Origin of the sequence: Pseudomonas chaetocerotis (assembly GCF_015712105.2) — a bacterium.
Lineage (GTDB): Bacteria > Pseudomonadota > Gammaproteobacteria > Pseudomonadales > Pseudomonadaceae > Aquipseudomonas > Aquipseudomonas chaetocerotis.
In genome coordinates, this window is record NZ_JACFYX020000007.1 from 144,706 (window position 1) to 163,392 (window position 18,687).

An 18,687-nucleotide genomic window follows, 5' to 3' on the forward strand; every position below is an offset into this window, starting at 1 on the left:
CGGCATGCGCTGCCTAATCGGCCTTCTTGCGAATCCAGTACAGGTAGGTGCCGTCTTCCTCGGCCTGGCCGAGCAGTTCGTGACCGAGGAACACGCAGAACTTGGGAATGTCACGACGGGTCGACGGATCGGTGGCAATCACCTTGAGCAAACCGCCCGGCGACAGGTCGCGCACCTTGTTGTGCAACATCATCACCGGCTCCGGGCAATTCAGGCCGCTGGCATCGAGCAGGTCATCGTGATTGAGGGTCAGGGCTTCGGACATAAGGGGCTCCACATACAGGCGCGCATTGTCGCGCAAAGCTGACCTTCAGGTCACCTGCGCGCACGGTCCTGAGACCTGGCAGGCTGTTGAAAAACTACCTCGGCTTTGGCCTCCTGCGTCGCTCTACCTCCTGCATCCATGCAGTCGTCGGCTCGGGCTTCCTGCTTCGCTCTACCTCCTGCATCCATGCAGTCGTCGCCTACGTTTTTCAACGGCCTGCTGCGCGCAGATCATCACTTGCCATGCCGACGCAGGTGGCAGGTCACTTCTTCGCGGTCGTGATAGAGCTGCTTGCAGCCGATGCTGACCTTCAAGCCGCGCTCCGCCAGCCCCGACTCGATGCGGTCGAGCAGACGCCGCACTTCGGCGTAACGCTGCTTCATCGGCAGCTTGAGGTTGACCACCGCCTCGCGGCACAGCCCCTCGCCCAACCAGGTTTCGATCATCGCCGCCGTGCGCGCCGGTTTCTCGACGATATCGCAGACCATCCAGTGCACCGGATGACGCGGTCGGAAGGTGAAACCATCGGCGCGCTGGTGTACGACGAAACCGGAGTACATCAGGCTTTCGGCCATCGGCCCGTTGTCCACGGCGGTAACGCGGATCTCCCGATTGACCAACTGCCAGGTCCAGCCGCCCGGTGCGGCGCCCAGGTCCACGGCGGTCATGCCCGGCGCCAGGCGCTGATCCCACTGCTCGCGCGGAATGAAATGGTGCCAGGCTTCCTCCAGCTTGAGCGTGGAACGGCTCGGCGCCTCGCGCGGAAACTTCAGACGCGGAATGCCCATCGGCCACATCGCCTGGTTGTCCGCCTCGGCGATGCCGGCGAACACCTCGCGGCCGCTCTTGAAGGTCAGCAGCAGGCGCGGCTTCTTCGCGTCGTCCACCAGCTTGCCGGCCTTGAGCAGCGCCTTGCGCAGCGGCGCCTCGAACTTCTTGCAGAAGGTCGAGAGCTCCTTGCCGTCGTTGGTATCCACCACTTCCAGCCACAGGCTGCCGCACACCGGATAATCGGCCAGAGCCTCGAGCAACACGCTGATGCGATCGCTCTCCGGCAACATGACGAAACCACCGCGCGCCCATTGCCGCGGGAATATCAGGCTGTTGAAGCGCACACTGCGCATCAGGCGCTCGCCGCCATCGGTCTCACTACAGACGAACTCAGCGCACGCGCTGCCAGGCTTGGTCTTGGAGTAGCCCGGCACATCCAGACGCGCAGCGAGATCGGTGATCTCGGCGCAGACCTCCCCCTCGAAACCGGGGCGGCAATGCAGAAACAGGGTATTCATCAAAGGGTCTCCTCAAGGCGCGCATGATACCCGAGACAGGAACCCCGAGCCGTTAAACCTGTCCAGCTATACATGTGCTGCCCACAGATACGGATCGGCAACCAGACCGCTGGCGAATGCGCCACAATGAAGCCCGGTGATCCGATAAACAGGCAGCGCATGGCAACCCATAAAGGATATGCGCTAGCCAGACCGCCCAAGCCGAACTAGCTTGAAGGTCTGCCGCCATCAGACACAGCCCGGACCATGCGGGCCCAAGGAGATGTGCAATGCCCTCCCTCGATAGCCTGAACTGCCGCCGCGAACTGAAGATCGGCGACGCCACCTACCACTACTTCAGCCTGCCCGAAGCCGCCCAGCGCCTCGGCAATATCGACCGCCTGCCCATGTCGCTCAAGGTGCTGCTGGAAAACCTGCTGCGCAACGAAGACGGCAAGACGGTGATGCCCGAAGACCTGCAGGCCATGGTCGACTGGCTCGACAAGCGCGCCTCCGATCGCGAGATCCAGTACCGCCCGGCGCGCGTGCTGATGCAGGACTTTACCGGCGTACCGGCGGTGGTCGACCTGGCCGCCATGCGCGATGCCATGGCCAAGGCCGGCGGCGACCCGCAGCGGATCAACCCGCTGTCGCCAGTGGATCTGGTCATCGACCACTCGGTGATGGTCGACCGCTACGCTTCCTCCAGTGCCTTCCACGACAACGTCGAACTGGAAATGCAGCGCAACGGCGAGCGCTACGCGTTCCTGCGCTGGGGCCAGCATGCCTTCGACAACTTCAGCGTGGTGCCGCCGGGCACCGGCATCTGCCACCAGGTCAACCTCGAATACCTGGCGCGCACCGTGTGGACCAAGGAGGAAGACGGTATCACCCTCGCCTACCCGGACACCCTGGTCGGCACTGACTCGCACACCACCATGATCAACGGCCTCGGCGTACTCGGCTGGGGCGTCGGCGGCATCGAGGCGGAAGCGGCCATGCTCGGCCAGCCGGTGTCGATGCTGATTCCCGAAGTGATCGGCTTCAAGCTCAGCGGCAAGCTGAAAGAAGGCATCACCGCCACCGACCTGGTGCTCACCGTCACCCAGATGCTGCGCAAGAAAGGCGTGGTGGGCAAATTCGTCGAATTCTACGGCGACGGCCTGGCCGACCTTCCCCTGGCCGACCGCGCCACCATCGCCAACATGGCCCCGGAGTACGGCGCCACCTGCGGTTTCTTCCCGGTGGACGACATCACCCTCGGTTACCTGCGCCTGTCCGGCCGCCCGGACGCCACCGTGCAACTGGTCGAGGCCTACAGCAAGGCCCAGGGGCTGTGGCGTGAACCAGGCGCCGAGCCGCTGTTCACCGACAGCCTGAGCCTGGACATGGGCAGCGTCGAAGCCAGCCTGGCCGGACCCAAGCGTCCTCAGGATCGTGTCTCGCTGAGCCAGGTCAGCCAGGCCTTCGACGACTTCGTCGGCCTGCAGCTCAAGCCGACTGCCAAGGAAGACGGCCGCATGCTCAACGAAGGCGGCGGCGGTACGGCCGTCGGCGGCGACAAACAGAGCGGCGAAATCGACTACGAGGACGACGGCCATACTCATCGCCTGAAAGACGGCGCCGTGGTGATCGCCGCCATCACCTCCTGCACCAACACCTCCAACCCCAGCGTGATGATGGCCGCCGGCCTGCTGGCCAAGAAAGCGGTGGAAAAAGGCCTGCAACGCAAACCCTGGGTGAAGAGCTCGCTCGCCCCCGGCTCCAAGGTGGTCACCGAGTACTTCAATGCCGCTGGCCTGACGCCCTATCTGGAGAAGCTCGGCTTTGACCTGGTGGGCTACGGCTGCACCACCTGCATCGGCAATTCAGGACCGTTGCGCGAGCCCATCGAAAAAGCCATCACCCAGGCCGACCTGACCGTCGCCTCGGTGCTGTCCGGTAACCGCAACTTCGAGGGCCGCGTGCACCCGCTGGTGAAAACCAACTGGCTGGCCTCACCGCCCCTGGTAGTCGCCTACGCGCTGGCCGGCAGCGTGCGCCTCGACCTGACGAACGACGCCCTCGGCACTGGCAAGGATGGTCAGCCGGTTTACCTCAAGGACATCTGGCCAACCCAGGCCGAGATCACCCAGGCCATCGCCAAAGTCGACACTGCCATGTTCCGCAAGGAATACGCCGAAGTCTTCGCCGGCGACGAAAAATGGCAGGCCATCGCCGTGCCCAAAGCCGATACCTATGCCTGGCAGGGCGACTCCACCTATATCCAGCACCCGCCGTTCTTCGAGGACATCGCTGGTGATCCGCCACGCATCACCGATATCCGCCAGGCGCGCATCCTGGCCCTGCTCGGCGACTCGGTGACCACCGACCACATCTCCCCAGCCGGCAATATCAAGGCCGACAGCCCGGCCGGGCGCTATCTGCGCGACAACGGCGTGGCCCAGGCCGACTTCAACTCCTACGGTTCGCGCCGCGGCAACCATGAAGTGATGATGCGCGGCACCTTCGCCAACATTCGCATCCGCAACGAAATGCTCGGTGGCGAAGAAGGCGGCAACACCCTGCACGTGCCGAGCGGCGAGAAGCTGGCGATCTACGACGCAGCCATGCGCTACCAGGCCGAAGGCACACCGTTGCTGATCATCGCCGGCAAGGAATACGGCACTGGCTCCAGCCGCGACTGGGCGGCCAAGGGCACCAACCTGCTGGGGGTCAAGGCGGTGATCGCCGAAAGCTTCGAGCGCATCCACCGCTCCAACCTGGTGGGCATGGGCGTGCTGCCGCTGCAGTTCAAACCCGGTGTCGACCGCACCAGCCTGAAACTGACTGGCAAGGAAGTGCTGGCCATCGAAGGTCTGGAAGGCGTGGAACTGCGCCCACAGATGCCACTGACGCTGATCATCACCCGCGACGACGGCACGCACGAGAAAGTCGAAGTGCTATGCCGCATCGACACCCTCAACGAGGTCGAGTACTTCAAGGCGGGCGGCATCCTGCACTACGTCCTGCGCCAGATGATCGCCAACTGATGCACCTGCCCTGCCGCGCCATGCGGCAGGGCCTCACCGTCGGGCCACGGACGGCTCATGCCGTCACAAAAATGTGACGCCAGTCATAAAGCGTTTACACTCGCCAAAAAACGGATTCGCCCTCAACTTCGCCGTTTGTCGGCCGATGACAGGGCATTACAACGACGGATACCTGCCATGCGTAACAACCAGCCGGTCACTCAGCGTGAGCGCACCTTCCCTGCGCAACAGCGCCTGATATCCACCACCGATCTCAAAGGGCAAATCACCTACTGCAACGACGCCTTCGTCGACATCAGCGGCTTTACCCGCGAAGAACTGCTGCGTGCACCGCACAATATCGTGCGTCATCCGGATGTACCGTCTGCCGTGTTCGAGCACATGTGGACGACCCTGAAGAAGGGCCGCCCGTGGATGGGCATCGTCAAGAACCGCAGCAAGACCGGTGACCACTACTGGGTCAACGCCTATGTCACGCCCGTGACCGAAAACAACCAGGTCGTCGGCTACGAATCCGTCCGCGTCAAACCGACCGCCGAGCAAGTTCGCCGCGCCGAAACGCTGTACGCCCGCATCAACGCCGGCAAGTCGGCTGTTCCGGCCAGCAACCAGTGGTTACCTATCGTCCAGGCGTGGATGCCCTTCATCCTGGTCAGCCAGATCGGCTTCATGATCGGCCACTGGATGGGCAGCAACTGGGGCTTCATCCTCGCCGCCGTGCTTTCCGTGCCGCTGGGTCTGGCCGGCATCGCCTGGCAGATGCGCGGCGTCAAACGCCTGCTGAAACTGGCCGAGCAAACCACCTCCGACCCGCTGATCGCACAGATGTACACCGACAGCCGCGGCGCCGAAGCACGCCTGGAAATGGCCATGCTCAGCCAGGAAGCACGCCTGAAAACCTGTCTCACCCGCCTGCAGGACACCGCCGAACAACTGACCCTGCAAGCGCGTGAAGCCGACAAGCTGGCGCATAACAGTTCGGCCGGCCTCGAGCGCCAGCGCAGCGAGACCGAGCAGGTCGCCACCGCCGTCAACGAAATGGCCGCCACCACCCTGGAGGTCGCCAGCAACGTCGCCCGCACCGCCATCGCCACCCAGGAAGCCAACCGCCTGACCAGCGAGGGCCGCACCATCGCCGCAGAAACCCGCGAAGCCATCCAGCGCCTGTCGCAATCGGTGGGCGATACCGGCGAGACCGTGACCCGCCTGGCCCAGGACAGCAGCGAAATCGGCGGCGTGGTCGACGTGATCAAAGGCATCGCCGACCAGACCAACCTGCTCGCCCTCAACGCCGCCATCGAAGCCGCCCGCGCCGGAGAAATGGGCCGAGGCTTCGCCGTAGTGGCCGACGAGGTGCGCTCGCTGGCCCAGCGCACCGCCGAGTCCACCGAACAGATCCACGCCCTGATCGCCAAACTGCAGCGCACCGCCGAAGAAGCCGTGCTGACCATGGAAATCGGCCGCAAGCAGGCCGATGAAGGCGTCGAGCGCGTGCTGCAGGCCGATCAGGCGCTGTCCGGCATCAGCGACTCGGTGGCCAATATCGCCGATATGGCCAACCAGATCGCCGCGGCAGCGGAGGAACAAAGCGCCGTTGCCGACGAGATCAACCAGAACATCACCACCATCGCCCAACTGGCCGATCAGACCGCAGGCGAAGCACAAAGCACCGCCAAACTCAGCGAAGCCCTGACCAATACCGCACAGGGCCAATACGCCCTGGTCGAACGCTTCAACCGCTGAAACGAAAGGCGCGGCGGTTCACCGCTGCGCCTTTCCTCCACAGCACGGCAGTCAGTTCTGCAAACAATCGCGTATACCGCCATAGCCCCTCTAAATCGAAGCTGTTCTCCTGGTTACCACTTGCCAGCAGTTGCATGGTCTGGTGTATAACCTGTCACGGTTCTGTTCGTTCAGACTAAGACAATCACAGATGGGCAAGCTAATCCTCATCGCTCCTGCTGGCGGCTTGCCCCTCCGCCAGACGTACCCGTTACAAGGACTTCATCTCGCATGGATAGCAGCGAAGACAAAAACTACGCGCTCGCTTTTTTCAACTCGATACTCGTGCTGCTACTGGCCGCACTCATCCTCTGCGCGGCGGCATTCTGGTTCAGCAACTATGAAAGAAGCTTCGCCATCGCGAATACCGGCGCATCGGTAGGCATCTTTCTCGCAGCACTGTCCGCACGCTCTGCCAAGAGCGTTGGGGACAGAGCCCTGGTCGTGCTCGGACTACTCTGTTCTGTCGGGTTTCAGGTCTGGTCGATGACGACAGCATGATGCTTCGCTTAGCTCACGGACGCAGTTGCGGGAGAATAAGCACAGCGCTTTCCCCATTGCGTGCTCGTCAGACCTTATGAGGAACGCCGGATGACTGAACTAATCTCCAAGTACAAACATATCTGGGGTGACAATCCCAGGGCATTGCTGGAGGAGTACAACTACCAAAGCGAGCTAACTATGAAGCTTGATACGCTCAAACCAGAATATCTTGACCTCAAAACTTTCTACGAAATTGTTCTGTGGAAGCTCAATCGTTTTCCGAACATCCAGAGCGATCTTCTGGACGAACTCAAGGGCGCCGGAACACTTAAAGCTAAAGAACACCGGCAAGCCGAAGAACTCCTGCAAAAGCTGTTAACGACCCCGGGGATCGCATTGCCAATGGCTTCAACGATCCTCAGGTTCTTGAATCCATCGGTGTTTCAGATAATCGATGATCGCGTCTATCGAATCATCCATCCTGGCAAAGCCAAATATCCTAGCAAGCCTCAGAAGCTTAATAAGCGGTACCTGAGCATCTCCTGCGACATCTACTTCGATTACCTCGACGCCTTACACAAGCTAGCCAGTCCAAAATTACCGTTCGAGGAAGCCGACCGTATTCTGTATGAGCTGGATATAAAGCTCGGCAACAAGATCGGGACGGGAATCTGACTTTTCACCCCTCTCTGCCACAAAACTAATAGCTCTTCGGGTGGATAGTGTTCCGCTTATCTCCCCGACTCATTATTCGGTTCCCAACCCAATGCCCTTCCCAACCGATGAACACCAAGCCCTTCTGAACGTTAAAGGCGTAGGCCCTACCGTCGTGCAGCGACTTGAACAAATCGGCATCAACTCGCTTCAGGAACTGGCCGAAGCCAGCGTCGGCGATATCGTCACGGCGGTAGCCGGTCAGTTGGGCTCGACCTGCTGGAAGAACAGCCCGCAAGCACGCGCAGCTATCCAGGCGGCCATCGATCTGGCCAGATCACGTCAGTAATCCACCGTTCTCTCACTGCCAAGGAACCCGGCATGCCTGCTCACGAGAAGATCAATTACGTCGAATACCCCAGCCGCGATCTACCGGCCACCAAGGCCTTCTTTCAGGCCGCTTTCGGCTGGCGATTCACGGACTACGGCCCCGATTACGCGGCCTTCGCCGACGAAGGCCTGGATGGCGGTTTCTTCAGCGCCGAGATGTCCGCGCGCAGCGATAACGGCAGCGCGCTGATCGTGTTCTACAGCGCACAGCTGGAAGACACCCTGACCAAGGTCGAAACCGCCGGTGGGGAAATCGTCAAACCGATCTTTGCCTTCCCCGGTGGAAGGCGCTTTCACTTCGTCGAGCCGGGCGGCAACGAGTTTGCCGTATGGTCGGAGCCGAGCGGTCAGTAGTCGGCTACGCCCCTCAGTGGCCCGCCGCCGCTCCCGCACGCGCGGGAGTCCATCTTCCTCTACCGCGCGCGCAAGCCGTTGCAGAGACAGTCTGTAACGTTTCAAGCCGTGCGCCAGCAGACCATCGTTTGACCCGTGACACGCTGTCCCGCTAACGTCCCGATCCTTACCCGCTCGGTCGAGTGTCGCGCTCGCCCGAGCCATGGAAGATTCCGTCATGAATCAAGGAGGTACAGGATATGAATCATGGTGACCGGTGCGACCTTGCTGCGGCTCAAAGGCCTGCTGTCGCCCCTGCCCGGCGTCGCCAGGCCGCACTTGATCCTGACCGGTCCCAGCTCGGCATCACTACAAGGCGGTCATCCTGAGGTGTCTTGCGGTGCCAGCACACCTGCCTTCACGGGTATTGCCGAGAACCTGCGCGAGGGGCTTGGCCATCACCTGCCTGCAACTGATCCAAATCACGACTCACTACGGCCTGCAAACGACGGTCGAACCAGCGGCTCGACATGAGCGCGGCCGGCTGACCCCACTGAACGATGTCGTTGCCCTGATGCGATGTTTGATGCCAGCCATTGCTGACGAGCGCTTCTGAACATGAGGAAAACCATGCCTGATCTTTCCGTGACACTGACAACCAATCGTCTCCTGCTGCGTCCTCTGCAAGCAGCGGACGCAGCAACGCTGTTCGCGATCTTTTCCGACCCACAGGTCATGCAGTACTGGAACACCCCACCCTGGACCAGCGAGGCCGTGGCGCAGGACTTCATCCGCGCCGAACAACAGGCCATGCACGATGGCCAACGCCTGACCCTGGCTATCGTCGACAGGGAAAGCGCCGAGCTGATAGGCAAATGCCTGCTGTTCAACTATCAGCCGGAGTCGCGTCGTGCGGAGATCGGTTTTGGCATTGCATCCTCTGCCTGGGGCAAGGGTTACGTCCAGGAAGCGGCCGGTGAGCTACTGCGCCATGGGTTCGAAACCCTGGAGCTCAATCGCGTCGAAGCCGAGATCGACCCGAGCAATACTGCCTCCGGCCGCGCGCTTGAACGTTTGGGTTTCAGCCAGGAAGGATTGCTACGCCAGCGCTGGATCATCGACGGACAGGTCTCGGACTCGGCACTCTTTGGGCTACTGAGAGACGATTGGCGCAGCCGCCATCATCACCGGTAAACCGTGAGCAACAGGTGAATCCATGCAGAGAATCGACCATATCCGCCTGATGGCGCGCTACAACAGCTGGATGAATGAACGGCTCTACGCGGCGGCTTCCACCCTGCCCGACGAAGCGCTGAGTGCCGAGCGTGGCGCGTTCTTCGGCTCGATCCTCGGCACGCTGAATCACCTGCTGGTGGCTGACCGTATCTGGCTGGGGCGCTACACCGCGCACCCGGCCAACTTCCGGGCATTGCAGGCGCTCGCAGAGCTGGAAAAGCCGACGCGCCTGGATCAGCCGATGGCGGCAGATATCCGCGAACTGGCTGCGCTACGCATGCAACTGGACAGTTGCATCGAAGCCCTGGCCGCCGAGATGGGCGAAGAGCAGTTGGATCAACTGCTGAGCTACCGCAACATGAAGGGTGTGGCCGCTCAAAAGCACTTCTTCGCCCTGTTGATGCACCTGTTCAACCACCAGACGCATCACCGCGGACAGGCCACGACGCTGCTGGCCCAGGCCGGTGTGGATGTTGGGGTGACCGATCTGCTGGCGTTGATCCCTGACGAGCTTTAAGCTGCGGCCAAGTGCCGATGGCACCTCGCCCTCTCCAGGCTCAAAGGCCAGCCAGTTCCAGCCAGTGTGCGTAGAAACCTTCGGCAACCTGGTTCAGTGCCCTGACCTTCTCACTCAGGTCGTCGCGCATCTCGGCGATGCTCTGCTGGCTGGGCTGGCTGGCATCGAGCAGATGCGCCCAGTCGTCGAGCCAGAGCTCGATCAACCCATCAGTCATTTCCGGATGCCCTTGCAACGCCAGCACCTTGTCACCCCAGGCAAAGGCCTGGTTGTCGCACCAGCGGCTGCTCAGCAGCGGCTGGGCGCCGTCAGGCAGTGCGAAGGTGTCGCCATGCCACTGAAAAATACTGAACGCTGCGGGCACATGCGCCAGCCAGGGGCTATCGACTGCCTCCGGGCGGCGCTGCATACGCTGCCAACCCGCCTCGGTGTAGGCCATACGGCGGATGCTCGCGCCCAGTGCCTTGGCCAGCAGTTGGCCGCCCAGGCAGTGACCGATGATGGGAATGTCGCGCGCGAGAAGGCGCTGCAACGCGGCCACTTCGTCGGCGATCCACGGTAGCGGGTCGTTGACGCTCATCGGCCCGCCCATCACGGCGACCGCCTTGGGCCGCTCCAGGTCGTAGCCGCGCAATTCACCCAGGTCGACGCGCAGCACGTCGAAACTGCAGCCACGCGCCTGCAGCACCTGCGCCAAGTGGGCTGGCGGGCAATAATCGATATGAGTCAGGATCAGAACATCGGCCATAGCTACCTCCGCCGCGCAGTCTGCGCGAGAAGGATTGGCAAGTCGAGGTGGGCTGGGAATTGAAACCATCGGCCGGACAGCCGGCCGATGGTCTGTGGTGGGGAATACCGCTGCATTCACCTTTAACGCATGGCTGACGCTTTCACCTCCTGGGTAACACCCCAGCCATCCATCTTGCCGCCCAGCGGGACGACGATGGACTCCAGGTCATGTTCGAACTCGCCGATACCGGCATGGGTGGCATACATCACTTTGCTGATTTGCAGGTGCCAGATGCCGTCCTCGCGGGCGGATATCTGAGCATTGAGCGACTCGCCGCGAAAGTTTCTGGCCGCCGTTCTGGCCCGTTCTTCGTCGGGAAAGATGGCGTAGAACTCGATCGGGTGAAACTGGGCGAAGTCGAATCCCCCTTCTTTCATCCGACGCAGCACCGACGTGCTGGAGTCTTCGTGGAAGGCTGTGCTCATAAACGACCCCCTCTCAGGCTATGGATGGATTAACCGCTTTCCCAATGCGACCGTCCTGCGGACGGTGTCGCGACTCCTAGTGGAAACCTCTGAAAACGCCCGGCGTTCACAGAAGCACCCAAGTGGCGCCGCCCCGAGAATCGAGCAGATGCTCGATGTGTCTACTGCAAGCGTATCGACGACTGCCCGGCAGAACACCGAACTGAAACCGTCTCCCGTAGAGTAGCTGCTACGAGAGAGATTCGCGCCATACAGAAAGCCTTTGTGACAAAACCGGCGACCAGCGGCAATTGGCCAGCCCGAACGCCTCGCCCGAACTCACGGGCGACTCAGCCAGGCCATCAGCAACCTGTTGATCCAGCCCGGCGTGATCTGTCCAAGGCTGAACAGCAGCCCGAACTGCAGCCCCACCGGGCGATGCACAGTGCTGGCGTGGGCCTGCTTCCAGGCTGCTTCGGCGATCTGCTCGGCCTCCAGACGCACGCCCAGACGGCGCATCACCGGCGGACGCTGCGTCTGACTGCGCACCATCGGGGTATTGACGAACGGCGGCATCAGGTCACCCACGCGGATGCCGTGTTCACGCCACTCCAGCTCCAGCGCCTCGGTAAGCCCACGCACGGCGAACTTGCTGGCCGAGTAGCTGGCCAGTTGCGGCACGCCATAGAGCGCCGAGGCCGAGCCCATATTGATCACCTGCGCCTGTGGCGTGACCTTGAGATAGGGATAGGCCGCATGGCAAAGATTGAGCACGCCAAGCACATTGATCTGTACCAGGCGCGTGTGCTGTTCCAGCTCGATATCGGCGAAGGCACCGGTGCGCAGAATGCCTGCGCCGTTGAACAGCAGGCGCAACTGGCCGCCGCCCTGCGCGCAGAAGTCGGCCAACGCGGCGTTCACCGCCGCGGCATCGACCACATCCAGCGGCGCATGCCAGGCGCCGCCCAGCTCGGCGGCCAAGGCTGCCAGCGCCTTTTCATCGACATCGAGCAACCCGACGCGCCAGCCCCGTGCGTGAAACAGCCGCGCGGTGGCGGCGCCGATGCCCGATGCGGCGCCGCTGATGAGAATGTTGTTCATCACACACCTCGCTCACGGAGAAAGGCTGCCACGCGGGCGATGGCGTAATCCGCCGCACGCAACATGCCGACATGCGCCTGGAACACGTGCCACAACCCCGGATAACGCTCCAGGCGCACGTTCACCCCGGCCGCCTTGGCGCGCTCGGCCAGGCGCCGGCTGTCGTTCAGCAGCAACTCGTCTTCGCCGACCTGGATCAGCGTCGGCGGCAATTGGCTGAGATCGGCGAACAGCGGCGACAGGCCCGGATCGTTGCGCGCCAGGTCGGCCGGGCAATACAGCTGCGCAGCCTGCTCGATCCAGCTGGGGTGGAGCAGCGGGTCTCCTGCTGGCGGCTCGTGCATCTGCTCGCCGGTGAAATCGGTGACCGGCGAGAAGCACACCAGTGCGGCAGGCACCGGTAGGCCGAGTTCGAGGATGCGCAGGCAACCGACCAGACTCAGGTTGCCGCCAGCCGAGTCGCCGCCAATGGCGATCTGTTCGGCTCTGTAGCCGGCCGCCAACAATGCCTGGTAAGCCGCCACCACATCATCACGCGCTGCCGGGTAGGGATGCTCAGGCGCCAGACGGTAATCCAGCGCGCAGACCTCCAGAGCCGCGCGCTTGGCCAGGCTGGCGCAGATGCCTCGGTGCGTGTCAGGCCCGCCGATCATGAAGGCACCGCCGTGCAGATAGAGCAGCACGCTGCCGCTGCTGACAGGCGGCCGGTGCCACTCGCAGGGACGTGCAGCCAGGGTGTCGGCGCTGCGACTGACCCCGCGCGGCGTCAGCGTGATGGCGGTGAGCGCGCGCAGCCAACGACGCTGTCCGGCCACCGGCATCGGCGGCCGTACCAGGCTGCGGAAGAACAGACGCAGAAAACCGCGCAGCAGGCCGCGCAGCAGCATCTGCTCGGCGGCTGGAGCCTTGAAGTCAGCGGACGCAGTCATAGTCGGCAAGCTCCGGAGTACGGGTCATGAGGCGATAGGTGAAGGTGAACCCCGGCCAGTTGTTGGTGTGCTTGCCGGTAGCGGTCTTGTACCAGCTGTCGCAGCCCTGTTCCCATATCGTTCGATGAGTCGCTCGTTGCAACTCGGCGTTGTAGTGCCGTTGCACCGTCGGCCGCAGATCGAGGTAGCGCAGCCCTTGTTCGCGCAGCGCCTGCAGGCAGCCCAGTACGTAGGCGTACTGGCTCTCGAGCATATAGAGAATGGAGTTGTGGCCGAGGTTGGTGTTCGGCCCGTAGAGCAGGAACAGGTTGGGAAAGCCGCTGACACTGATGCCCTTGTAGGCCTCGGCGCCCTCCTTCCAGGCCTCGTTCAGCTCCAGCCCATCGAGGCCGCGAATGCGCATCGCCGCCAGGAAATCGGTGGCGGTGAAACCGGTGCCGTAGATCAGCACATCGCAGGGATGCTCACGACCATCGGCCGTCACCAGCGACTGCTCACGCACCTCGCGAATCGCCGCGTCGACGATCTCGACATTGGCCTGCGCCAGCGCCGGAAAGTAGTCGTTGCTGATCAGGATGCGCTTGCAGCCCATGGGGTAGTTCGGCTGCAACCGCTCACGCTTGCCGGCATCGGGCATCTGCCGCTGCAGATGGCGGGTGAAGCTATGACGAAACAGGCGCATCAGCCAGGGGAAGCGGATAAAGGCCAGCGCCCGGCCCTCGTGATGCAGGTATTGCAGGAGGCGGTCGGCGCGTTGCAGCAGGGGCAAACGCTGTTTGAGGGCAATCTCCCAAGGGCTATAGGCACGATCCGGCTTGGCCAGCACATAGGCAGCCGAGCGCTGGAACAGGCTCAGGCTGGCGACCTTGGGCTGGATCTGTGGCACGAACTGGATCGCCGAAGCGCCGGTGCCGATCACCGCCACGCGCTTGCCGGTCAGATCCAGATCATGGCGCCAGCGCGCCGAATGAAAAGCCTCGCCGCGAAAATGCTCCAGGCCGGGCAGTTTCGGGTAGGCCGGCCGATTGAGCTGGCCGCAGGCACTGACCAGCGCCTGCGTCTCGATCACTTCGCCCCCCGCCAGTTCGACGCGCCAGATACCACGCGCGGCATCGAACTCGGCACCGAGTACTTCGCTGTTCAGGCGGATGTGCGGGTGCAACCGGTGTTTCTCCACGCATTGCAGGATATAGGCGTGAATTTCCGCCTGCGGCGCGAACTTGCGCGACCAGTCGTGCTTGGGCTCGAAGGAAAAGGAATACAGGTGCGAAGGCACGTCGCAGGCGGCGCCCGGGTAGCTGTTGTCGCGCCAGGTGCCGCCGACCTCGCCGGCCTTTTCCAGCAACAGGAAGTCGTCCTCGCCGGCCTTGCGCAGCTGCATGGCCAAGCCCAGACCGGCAAAACCGCTGCCGATGATCAACACGCGCCAGGGCGCATTCGTACGGGGGTTGTTATGCATTGTAGTGACCCGTGTATGACGATGAGCCGATGCTACTTGCCTCGCAGCGCCCAGGTTATGGCATAGTCGGCCAGGATATTGTGATTTTCGGACAATCCATGTCAGCCCCCTGGCCTGCACGACGCAGCATCATCAGCCTCCAGTTGCTCACTCAACTGGGGCTCGACCTCGGTCTGAGCCTGGACAAATGCCTGCACGAGACGGGGCTCAGTCCGGTGCAACTGGCCAGCTTGAATGGGGAGATCGACGCGCAGCGCGAACTGCAGTTGATCGCCAACCTGATCGAGGCGCTGCCCGACGTTGGCGACCTTGGTTTACAGGCCGGGCGGCGCTACCACCTGACCACTTACGGTGCCTGGGGTTACGCCATTCTCAGCAGTGCCACGGTACGCCAAGCCGCCGAGCTGGGGCTGCGCTATCACGGCCTGACCTATGCCTTCACCCGCATCAGCCTGAGCGTGGATGACGCCGTCGCCAGCCTGTATTTCGATGACAGCGCCTTGACCCCGACGCTGCATGACTTCATCGTGCAGCGCGACATGCTCGGCGCCCTGGTGGTCGTGCGCGAGCTGCTCGGCAGCACACTGCGATTGCTGAATGTGGAGCTGCGCCAGGCGGCGCCGGCTGACGTCTCACCTTTTATCGCCGCCTTTGGCCAGATGCCGCACTTTGGCGCGGCGCGTAATCGACTGGGTTTTGCCGCCGATTTGCTGGACAACCCACTGCCACGGGCCAACCCGCAACTGGTCAGCGCCTGTGAGCAGCAATGCCAGGCGTTGCTGGCGCGCCATCAATGGCATCAGGGCCTGGCCGGACGGGTGCGCCAGCTTCTGTTGCAGTCGCCGGGACAGATCGCCGACATGGAGCAGGTCGCAGAGCGCCTGCACCTGAGCAGCCGCACCCTGCGCCGGCGCCTGATCGAAGAAGGCACCAGCTTCCGTGCCCTGCAGGACGAAGTCCGACAGACCCTGGCCGAAGAGCTGCTGGATGCCGGCGGTCTGAGCCTGGAGGAAATCGCCGAGCGCCTGGGTTACGGCGAGCTGTCGAACTTCATCCACGCGTTCAAGCGCTGGAAAGGCATCACGCCCGGGCGTTATCAACGGGGCTCCTGGGGTGCCTGAGCCGTGCTGCCATCTATCGCTTCTGCCTCCCCTGGTGCGCGCGGCGCACCCTACGACTTGGCCCTGCGGTGCGCGCTCCATGTAGGGTGCGCCGTACACACTGCGCCCACGCACACAGCCACGATCGTCGCAGTTTGAAAGTCATCTTCACGCTGACAAAGCGCAGATGCCGAGCTAGGGTGCCAGCCATGAACATCATCACGCTGCTTCTGCCCTACCAACCGCCCTGGGACTGGCAACAGTTCCACAGCCATTTCGCTCTGCGCGCGATTCCCGGGCTGGAGTCACTGAGCGCGGACAGCTACAGCCGCGGCTTCAGCATCGACGGCACACCCGGCTGGTTTCGGGTTGCCCCGTTGCCAAGTCAGAACGCGCTGGAACTGCGCTGCCGCCTGGCCTCGCCCGCGCATCTGGATCAACTCGAACAACGCGTGCGGCGCATGTTCGATCTCGACAGCGAGCCCGAGGCGATTGCGCTGCATCTGAGCGCTGACGAACTGCTCGCGCCGCTGCTGCGACGCAATCCCGGCCTGCGCCTGCCGGTGGCGTTCGATCCGTTCGAACAGGCGGTGCGCGCCATCGTCGGCCAGCAGGTCACGGTCAAGGCGGCGGTCACCATAGTCGGGCGTCTGGTGCAACGTGTCGGCGCACGGATCGAAACGCCAGAAACGCTGGGCATCAGCCATCTGTTCCCCTCACCACAGGCGCTTGCCGAGGCCGACCTGAGCGGCATCGGCATGCCCGGTAAACGCGTGCAATGCCTGCAGCATTTCGCCGCGCGCATTGCCGATGGCAGCCTGAAACTGCATCTGGCCGACGGCAGTACAGCACTGATCGAGCAGCTATGCGCCCTGCCAGGCATCGGCCCGTGGACAGCGGAGTACATCGCCCTGCGTGCGTTCGGTGAGGCCGACGCCTTTCCCGCCAGCGACCTGGGTTTGCTCAAGGCGCCGGTATGGGGAGCGGAAGGCATCGATGCGCGCCGCCTGAAAGCACGCGCCGAAGCCTGGCGCCCGTGGCGCGCTTATGCAGCCGCGTACCTCTGGCATAACTATTCGGGAGGCTGAGACATGCATTACCGCTACCACGACAGCCCCGTCGGTCCGCTGCTGATCGCAGCCGACGACAGCGGCCTGCAACTATTGCTGATGGAGCTGGACAGCCGGCCCTGGCGCATCGAAGACCATTGGCAGCCCGCTGGCCGTGAGCTGGACGCCGTGTGCAGCCAGCTCGATGAATACTTCGCCGGCAAGCGCCGTCAGTTCGAATTGCGCCTTGCGCCGAGGGGCACGGCATTCCAGCAGTCAGTCTGGCAGGCGCTGTTGGACATTCCCTACGGCCGCACCTGCAGCTATTCGGAGCTGGCCAATGTGATCGGCAGGCCGCAGGCCGTACGCGCGGTGGGGACGGCCAACGGCGCCAACCCCATCTCCATCATCGTGCCCTGCCACCGCGTGATCGGCCGGGACGGCAGCCTGACCGGTTATGCCGGTGGCCTGCCGCGCAAGCAACAGTTGCTGGAACTCGAGGGTGTATTGCAGCCGGCGCAGGCGCAACTGGCTTTGTAGCCTAAGGCGCGGGTATGCGCGCCAGAGGCTCTGCACGCGGACGAAGGGGCAAAGCCAGAATCAGCCCTTCGCCCGACGCCGGAAAGATGCCGGTCAGGGCGGTGATATTGACCTGATGGGAAACCAGCACCAACGGCGCGCCAGCAGGCAATTGGTTGACCGAGCGAATCAGCTCGGCGGTCTGCTCGGCGCCATCCTCGGGCTTGCCGAAGAACGAATCCAGCGCAGCGAAGGGTTGTACCGGACCGCGCTGCATGTTGCTGGCCGTGTCCAGCGCGCGGCACCAGCGGCTACTGAGAAGGCGCGGCTGTTCGATCCCCTGACGCGCGAGCAACTCACCCCAGCGCCGGGCCTCGGCACGCCCTTGAGCATTGAGGTTACGCTGAGTTTCGCATTGTCCCAGGCGAAAGTTCGCCGGGTCGCCCGTACCCGGCGCGGTGGCGTGACGCATGAGTATCAGCGCACGACCTTCGCGCAATGCCTGCCAGGCGTCGGCGTTATCTGCCGCCACACTAAACAGCGGCAGCAGCGCCAGAGCCAGGGCCAGCAGCCACAGGCGAGTCATATTCTGACGTTGCCGCGCGGCCCCATCAGCGCCCAGATGATCAGACCGATCACCGGCAACAGCACGATCAGCAGAATCCATAGAATCTTGATTCCAGTTTCCGCGTTGCTCTTGACCACGTTGATGATGGCCCAGATATCCAGTGCGAGGATAACCAGGCCAATCAGCCCATTGAAGGTGGAACCCATGACGACACTCCTGTCCGAGAGGTTGCCTGCATAGGATAGTCGTTGATTGGCTGAGGTTCCTTCAGTCCCCCAGGCGCGGAAACCGGCTGGCGATATCGTCACCGGTGCGTTCTGGTGTGTCCTCGCTCGGGCTCAGACGCAGCGCCAGCACGTGCGGCTCTTCGCCCAGGTCGAACCAGTGACGCGTGCCGGCCGGCAGCGTCAGCAGATCGCCACGCTCGCCCTGCAGCACGTATACGTAGTCATCCAGATGCACGCTGAGTTGGGCGAAACCACCCAGGAACAACCAGGTACTGGCGCTCGACTGCACCAGTTCGTCCAGATACCGAGCGCGCAGCTCCAGCTTCTGCGGATCATTGCGCTGCAGGTTGAACAGCTCCTGCTGCACATGCCCTTCCTTACCCATGAATGCCTGCAGCCACAAACCATAGGCGGCGTCGAACTCGGCCTGCTCGCAACCAGGGCGCAACGCAGCCGGCAACTCCACCTGGCGATAGTCGATGCCCACCGCGGACAAGGTGCTGGCGATATCGTCGGCGTGGTTAAGGACCTTGTTCGGCAGTTCCGGGGAGGTGTGCAGGTGGACGGCGAGGCTGCTCATG

General features: G+C 63.0%; 21 protein-coding genes. 11 read left to right on the forward strand and 10 right to left on the reverse strand.

The genetic code is table 11. The features are described 5' to 3' along the window. Window positions 1-13: 13 nt before the first annotated feature. Both tusA and rlmM read right to left on the reverse strand, forming a co-directional pair. Entirely contained in the window at window positions 14-265 is a 252-nt protein-coding gene (tusA, locus tag H3221_RS14140; protein ID WP_003460892.1) for a sulfurtransferase TusA, read from the reverse strand. Window positions 266-498: 233 nt separating this feature from the next. Continuing rightward, the gene (rlmM, locus tag H3221_RS14145; protein WP_196475058.1) at window positions 499-1,554 is read right to left on the reverse strand and encodes a 23S rRNA (cytidine(2498)-2'-O)-methyltransferase RlmM; all 1,056 of its coding nucleotides are present in this window, start codon (window positions 1,552-1,554) and stop codon (window positions 499-501) included. Between the two features lie 269 nt (window positions 1,555-1,823). Here rlmM and acnA point away from each other — a divergent pair, with 269 nt between their 5' ends. The 8 genes from acnA to H3221_RS14185 all read left to right on the forward strand — a co-directional run bounded on the left by acnA (window position 1,824) and on the right by H3221_RS14185 (window position 9,960). After that, the gene (gene acnA, locus H3221_RS14150; protein ID WP_196475059.1) at window positions 1,824-4,565 is read left to right on the forward strand and encodes an aconitate hydratase AcnA; all 2,742 of its coding nucleotides are present in this window, start codon (window positions 1,824-1,826) and stop codon (window positions 4,563-4,565) included. Window positions 4,566-4,742: 177 nt separating this feature from the next. Next, window positions 4,743-6,308 carry a methyl-accepting chemotaxis protein gene (locus tag H3221_RS14155; protein ID WP_196475060.1) on the forward strand — a complete coding sequence of 522 codons (1,566 nt, stop codon included), beginning with the start codon at window positions 4,743-4,745 and terminating at the stop codon, window positions 6,306-6,308. A gap of 270 nt (window positions 6,309-6,578) precedes the next feature. Further along, window positions 6,579-6,848 (forward strand): hypothetical protein, encoded by a 270-nt coding sequence (locus H3221_RS14160; RefSeq protein ID WP_196475061.1) that lies wholly within the window; start codon window positions 6,579-6,581, stop codon window positions 6,846-6,848. A 90-nt stretch (window positions 6,849-6,938) separates the two neighbouring features. After that, on the forward strand, window positions 6,939-7,505 hold the full coding sequence (locus H3221_RS14165) for a hypothetical protein (RefSeq protein WP_196475062.1): 567 nt from the start codon (window positions 6,939-6,941) through the stop codon (window positions 7,503-7,505). 91 nt (window positions 7,506-7,596) lie between these two features. Continuing rightward, entirely contained in the window at window positions 7,597-7,833 is a 237-nt protein-coding gene (locus tag H3221_RS14170) for a helix-hairpin-helix domain-containing protein (protein WP_196475063.1), read from the forward strand. 32 nt (window positions 7,834-7,865) lie between these two features. Beyond that, window positions 7,866-8,228, forward strand: coding sequence for a VOC family protein (locus tag H3221_RS14175; RefSeq protein ID WP_196475064.1), 363 nt, complete (start codon window positions 7,866-7,868; stop codon window positions 8,226-8,228). A gap of 609 nt (window positions 8,229-8,837) precedes the next feature. Continuing rightward, window positions 8,838-9,401: a GNAT family N-acetyltransferase gene (locus tag H3221_RS14180; protein ID WP_196475065.1), complete on the forward strand. Its 564-nt coding sequence runs from the start codon at window positions 8,838-8,840 to the stop codon at window positions 9,399-9,401. Between the two features lie 22 nt (window positions 9,402-9,423). Further along, window positions 9,424-9,960, forward strand: a complete 537-nt coding sequence (locus H3221_RS14185; RefSeq protein ID WP_196475066.1) for a DinB family protein — start codon at window positions 9,424-9,426, stop codon at window positions 9,958-9,960. 40 nt (window positions 9,961-10,000) lie between these two features. On the opposite strand, the gene H3221_RS14190 is transcribed toward H3221_RS14185, so the two are convergent. From H3221_RS14190 to H3221_RS14210, 5 genes are all read right to left on the reverse strand, one after another. Next, window positions 10,001-10,708 (reverse strand): type 1 glutamine amidotransferase, encoded by a 708-nt coding sequence (locus tag H3221_RS14190; RefSeq protein WP_196475067.1) that lies wholly within the window; start codon window positions 10,706-10,708, stop codon window positions 10,001-10,003. A gap of 122 nt (window positions 10,709-10,830) precedes the next feature. Then, on the reverse strand, window positions 10,831-11,175 hold the full coding sequence (locus H3221_RS14195) for a ribonuclease E inhibitor RraB (protein WP_017679242.1): 345 nt from the start codon (window positions 11,173-11,175) through the stop codon (window positions 10,831-10,833). A 318-nt stretch (window positions 11,176-11,493) separates the two neighbouring features. Beyond that, window positions 11,494-12,255 (reverse strand): SDR family oxidoreductase, encoded by a 762-nt coding sequence (locus tag H3221_RS14200; RefSeq protein ID WP_196475068.1) that lies wholly within the window; start codon window positions 12,253-12,255, stop codon window positions 11,494-11,496. Then, window positions 12,255-13,184 (reverse strand): alpha/beta hydrolase, encoded by a 930-nt coding sequence (locus tag H3221_RS14205; RefSeq protein WP_196475069.1) that lies wholly within the window; start codon window positions 13,182-13,184, stop codon window positions 12,255-12,257. The genes H3221_RS14200 and H3221_RS14205 overlap by 1 nt, the downstream gene beginning before the upstream one ends. After that, window positions 13,168-14,643: a flavin-containing monooxygenase gene (locus H3221_RS14210; RefSeq protein WP_196475070.1), complete on the reverse strand. Its 1,476-nt coding sequence runs from the start codon at window positions 14,641-14,643 to the stop codon at window positions 13,168-13,170. Before H3221_RS14210 ends, H3221_RS14205 begins: the two co-directional genes overlap by 17 nt. Window positions 14,644-14,741: 98 nt before the next feature. Between H3221_RS14210 and H3221_RS14215 the strand changes: the two genes are divergently transcribed. From H3221_RS14215 to H3221_RS14225, 3 genes are all read left to right on the forward strand, one after another. Further along, on the forward strand, window positions 14,742-15,764 hold the full coding sequence (locus H3221_RS14215; protein WP_224490606.1) for an AraC family transcriptional regulator: 1,023 nt from the start codon (window positions 14,742-14,744) through the stop codon (window positions 15,762-15,764). A 188-nt stretch (window positions 15,765-15,952) separates the two neighbouring features. After that, window positions 15,953-16,831 carry a DNA-3-methyladenine glycosylase family protein gene (locus H3221_RS14220; protein ID WP_196475072.1) on the forward strand — a complete coding sequence of 293 codons (879 nt, stop codon included), beginning with the start codon at window positions 15,953-15,955 and terminating at the stop codon, window positions 16,829-16,831. Between the two features lie 3 nt (window positions 16,832-16,834). Continuing rightward, window positions 16,835-17,332, forward strand: a complete 498-nt coding sequence (locus tag H3221_RS14225; protein WP_196475073.1) for a methylated-DNA--[protein]-cysteine S-methyltransferase — start codon at window positions 16,835-16,837, stop codon at window positions 17,330-17,332. Window position 17,333: 1 nt separating this feature from the next. Here the strand turns inward: H3221_RS14225 and H3221_RS14230 are convergent, their stop codons facing one another. The 3 genes from H3221_RS14230 to H3221_RS14240 all read right to left on the reverse strand — a co-directional run bounded on the left by H3221_RS14230 (window position 17,334) and on the right by H3221_RS14240 (window position 18,686). Next, on the reverse strand, window positions 17,334-17,897 hold the full coding sequence (locus H3221_RS14230; protein WP_196475074.1) for a histidine phosphatase family protein: 564 nt from the start codon (window positions 17,895-17,897) through the stop codon (window positions 17,334-17,336). Next, window positions 17,894-18,085 carry a PLDc N-terminal domain-containing protein gene (locus H3221_RS14235; protein WP_037002762.1) on the reverse strand — a complete coding sequence of 64 codons (192 nt, stop codon included), beginning with the start codon at window positions 18,083-18,085 and terminating at the stop codon, window positions 17,894-17,896. The genes H3221_RS14230 and H3221_RS14235 overlap by 4 nt, the downstream gene beginning before the upstream one ends. A gap of 61 nt (window positions 18,086-18,146) precedes the next feature. Beyond that, the gene (locus H3221_RS14240; RefSeq protein WP_196475075.1) at window positions 18,147-18,686 is read right to left on the reverse strand and encodes an acireductone dioxygenase; all 540 of its coding nucleotides are present in this window, start codon (window positions 18,684-18,686) and stop codon (window positions 18,147-18,149) included. Window position 18,687: the final 1 nt, after the last annotated feature.

Coding starts and splice junctions, on each gene's coding strand:
- tusA (WP_003460892.1), bottom strand. CDS start 265: ATGTCCGAAGCCCTGACCCTCAATCACGATGACCTGCTCGATGCCAGC.
- rlmM (WP_196475058.1), bottom strand. CDS start 1,554: ATGAATACCCTGTTTCTGCATTGCCGCCCCGGTTTCGAGGGGGAGGTC.
- acnA (WP_196475059.1), top strand. CDS start 1,824: ATGCCCTCCCTCGATAGCCTGAACTGCCGCCGCGAACTGAAGATCGGC.
- H3221_RS14155 (WP_196475060.1), top strand. CDS start 4,743: ATGCGTAACAACCAGCCGGTCACTCAGCGTGAGCGCACCTTCCCTGCG.
- H3221_RS14160 (WP_196475061.1), top strand. CDS start 6,579: ATGGATAGCAGCGAAGACAAAAACTACGCGCTCGCTTTTTTCAACTCG.
- H3221_RS14165 (WP_196475062.1), top strand. CDS start 6,939: ATGACTGAACTAATCTCCAAGTACAAACATATCTGGGGTGACAATCCC.
- H3221_RS14170 (WP_196475063.1), top strand. CDS start 7,597: ATGCCCTTCCCAACCGATGAACACCAAGCCCTTCTGAACGTTAAAGGC.
- H3221_RS14175 (WP_196475064.1), top strand. CDS start 7,866: ATGCCTGCTCACGAGAAGATCAATTACGTCGAATACCCCAGCCGCGAT.
- H3221_RS14180 (WP_196475065.1), top strand. CDS start 8,838: ATGCCTGATCTTTCCGTGACACTGACAACCAATCGTCTCCTGCTGCGT.
- H3221_RS14185 (WP_196475066.1), top strand. CDS start 9,424: ATGCAGAGAATCGACCATATCCGCCTGATGGCGCGCTACAACAGCTGG.
- H3221_RS14190 (WP_196475067.1), bottom strand. CDS start 10,708: ATGGCCGATGTTCTGATCCTGACTCATATCGATTATTGCCCGCCAGCC.
- H3221_RS14195 (WP_017679242.1), bottom strand. CDS start 11,175: ATGAGCACAGCCTTCCACGAAGACTCCAGCACGTCGGTGCTGCGTCGG.
- H3221_RS14200 (WP_196475068.1), bottom strand. CDS start 12,255: ATGAACAACATTCTCATCAGCGGCGCCGCATCGGGCATCGGCGCCGCC.
- H3221_RS14205 (WP_196475069.1), bottom strand. CDS start 13,184: ATGACTGCGTCCGCTGACTTCAAGGCTCCAGCCGCCGAGCAGATGCTG.
- H3221_RS14210 (WP_196475070.1), bottom strand. CDS start 14,643: ATGCATAACAACCCCCGTACGAATGCGCCCTGGCGCGTGTTGATCATC.
- H3221_RS14215 (WP_224490606.1), top strand. CDS start 14,742: ATGTCAGCCCCCTGGCCTGCACGACGCAGCATCATCAGCCTCCAGTTG.
- H3221_RS14220 (WP_196475072.1), top strand. CDS start 15,953: ATGAACATCATCACGCTGCTTCTGCCCTACCAACCGCCCTGGGACTGG.
- H3221_RS14225 (WP_196475073.1), top strand. CDS start 16,835: ATGCATTACCGCTACCACGACAGCCCCGTCGGTCCGCTGCTGATCGCA.
- H3221_RS14230 (WP_196475074.1), bottom strand. CDS start 17,897: ATGACTCGCCTGTGGCTGCTGGCCCTGGCTCTGGCGCTGCTGCCGCTG.
- H3221_RS14235 (WP_037002762.1), bottom strand. CDS start 18,085: ATGGGTTCCACCTTCAATGGGCTGATTGGCCTGGTTATCCTCGCACTG.
- H3221_RS14240 (WP_196475075.1), bottom strand. CDS start 18,686: ATGAGCAGCCTCGCCGTCCACCTGCACACCTCCCCGGAACTGCCGAAC.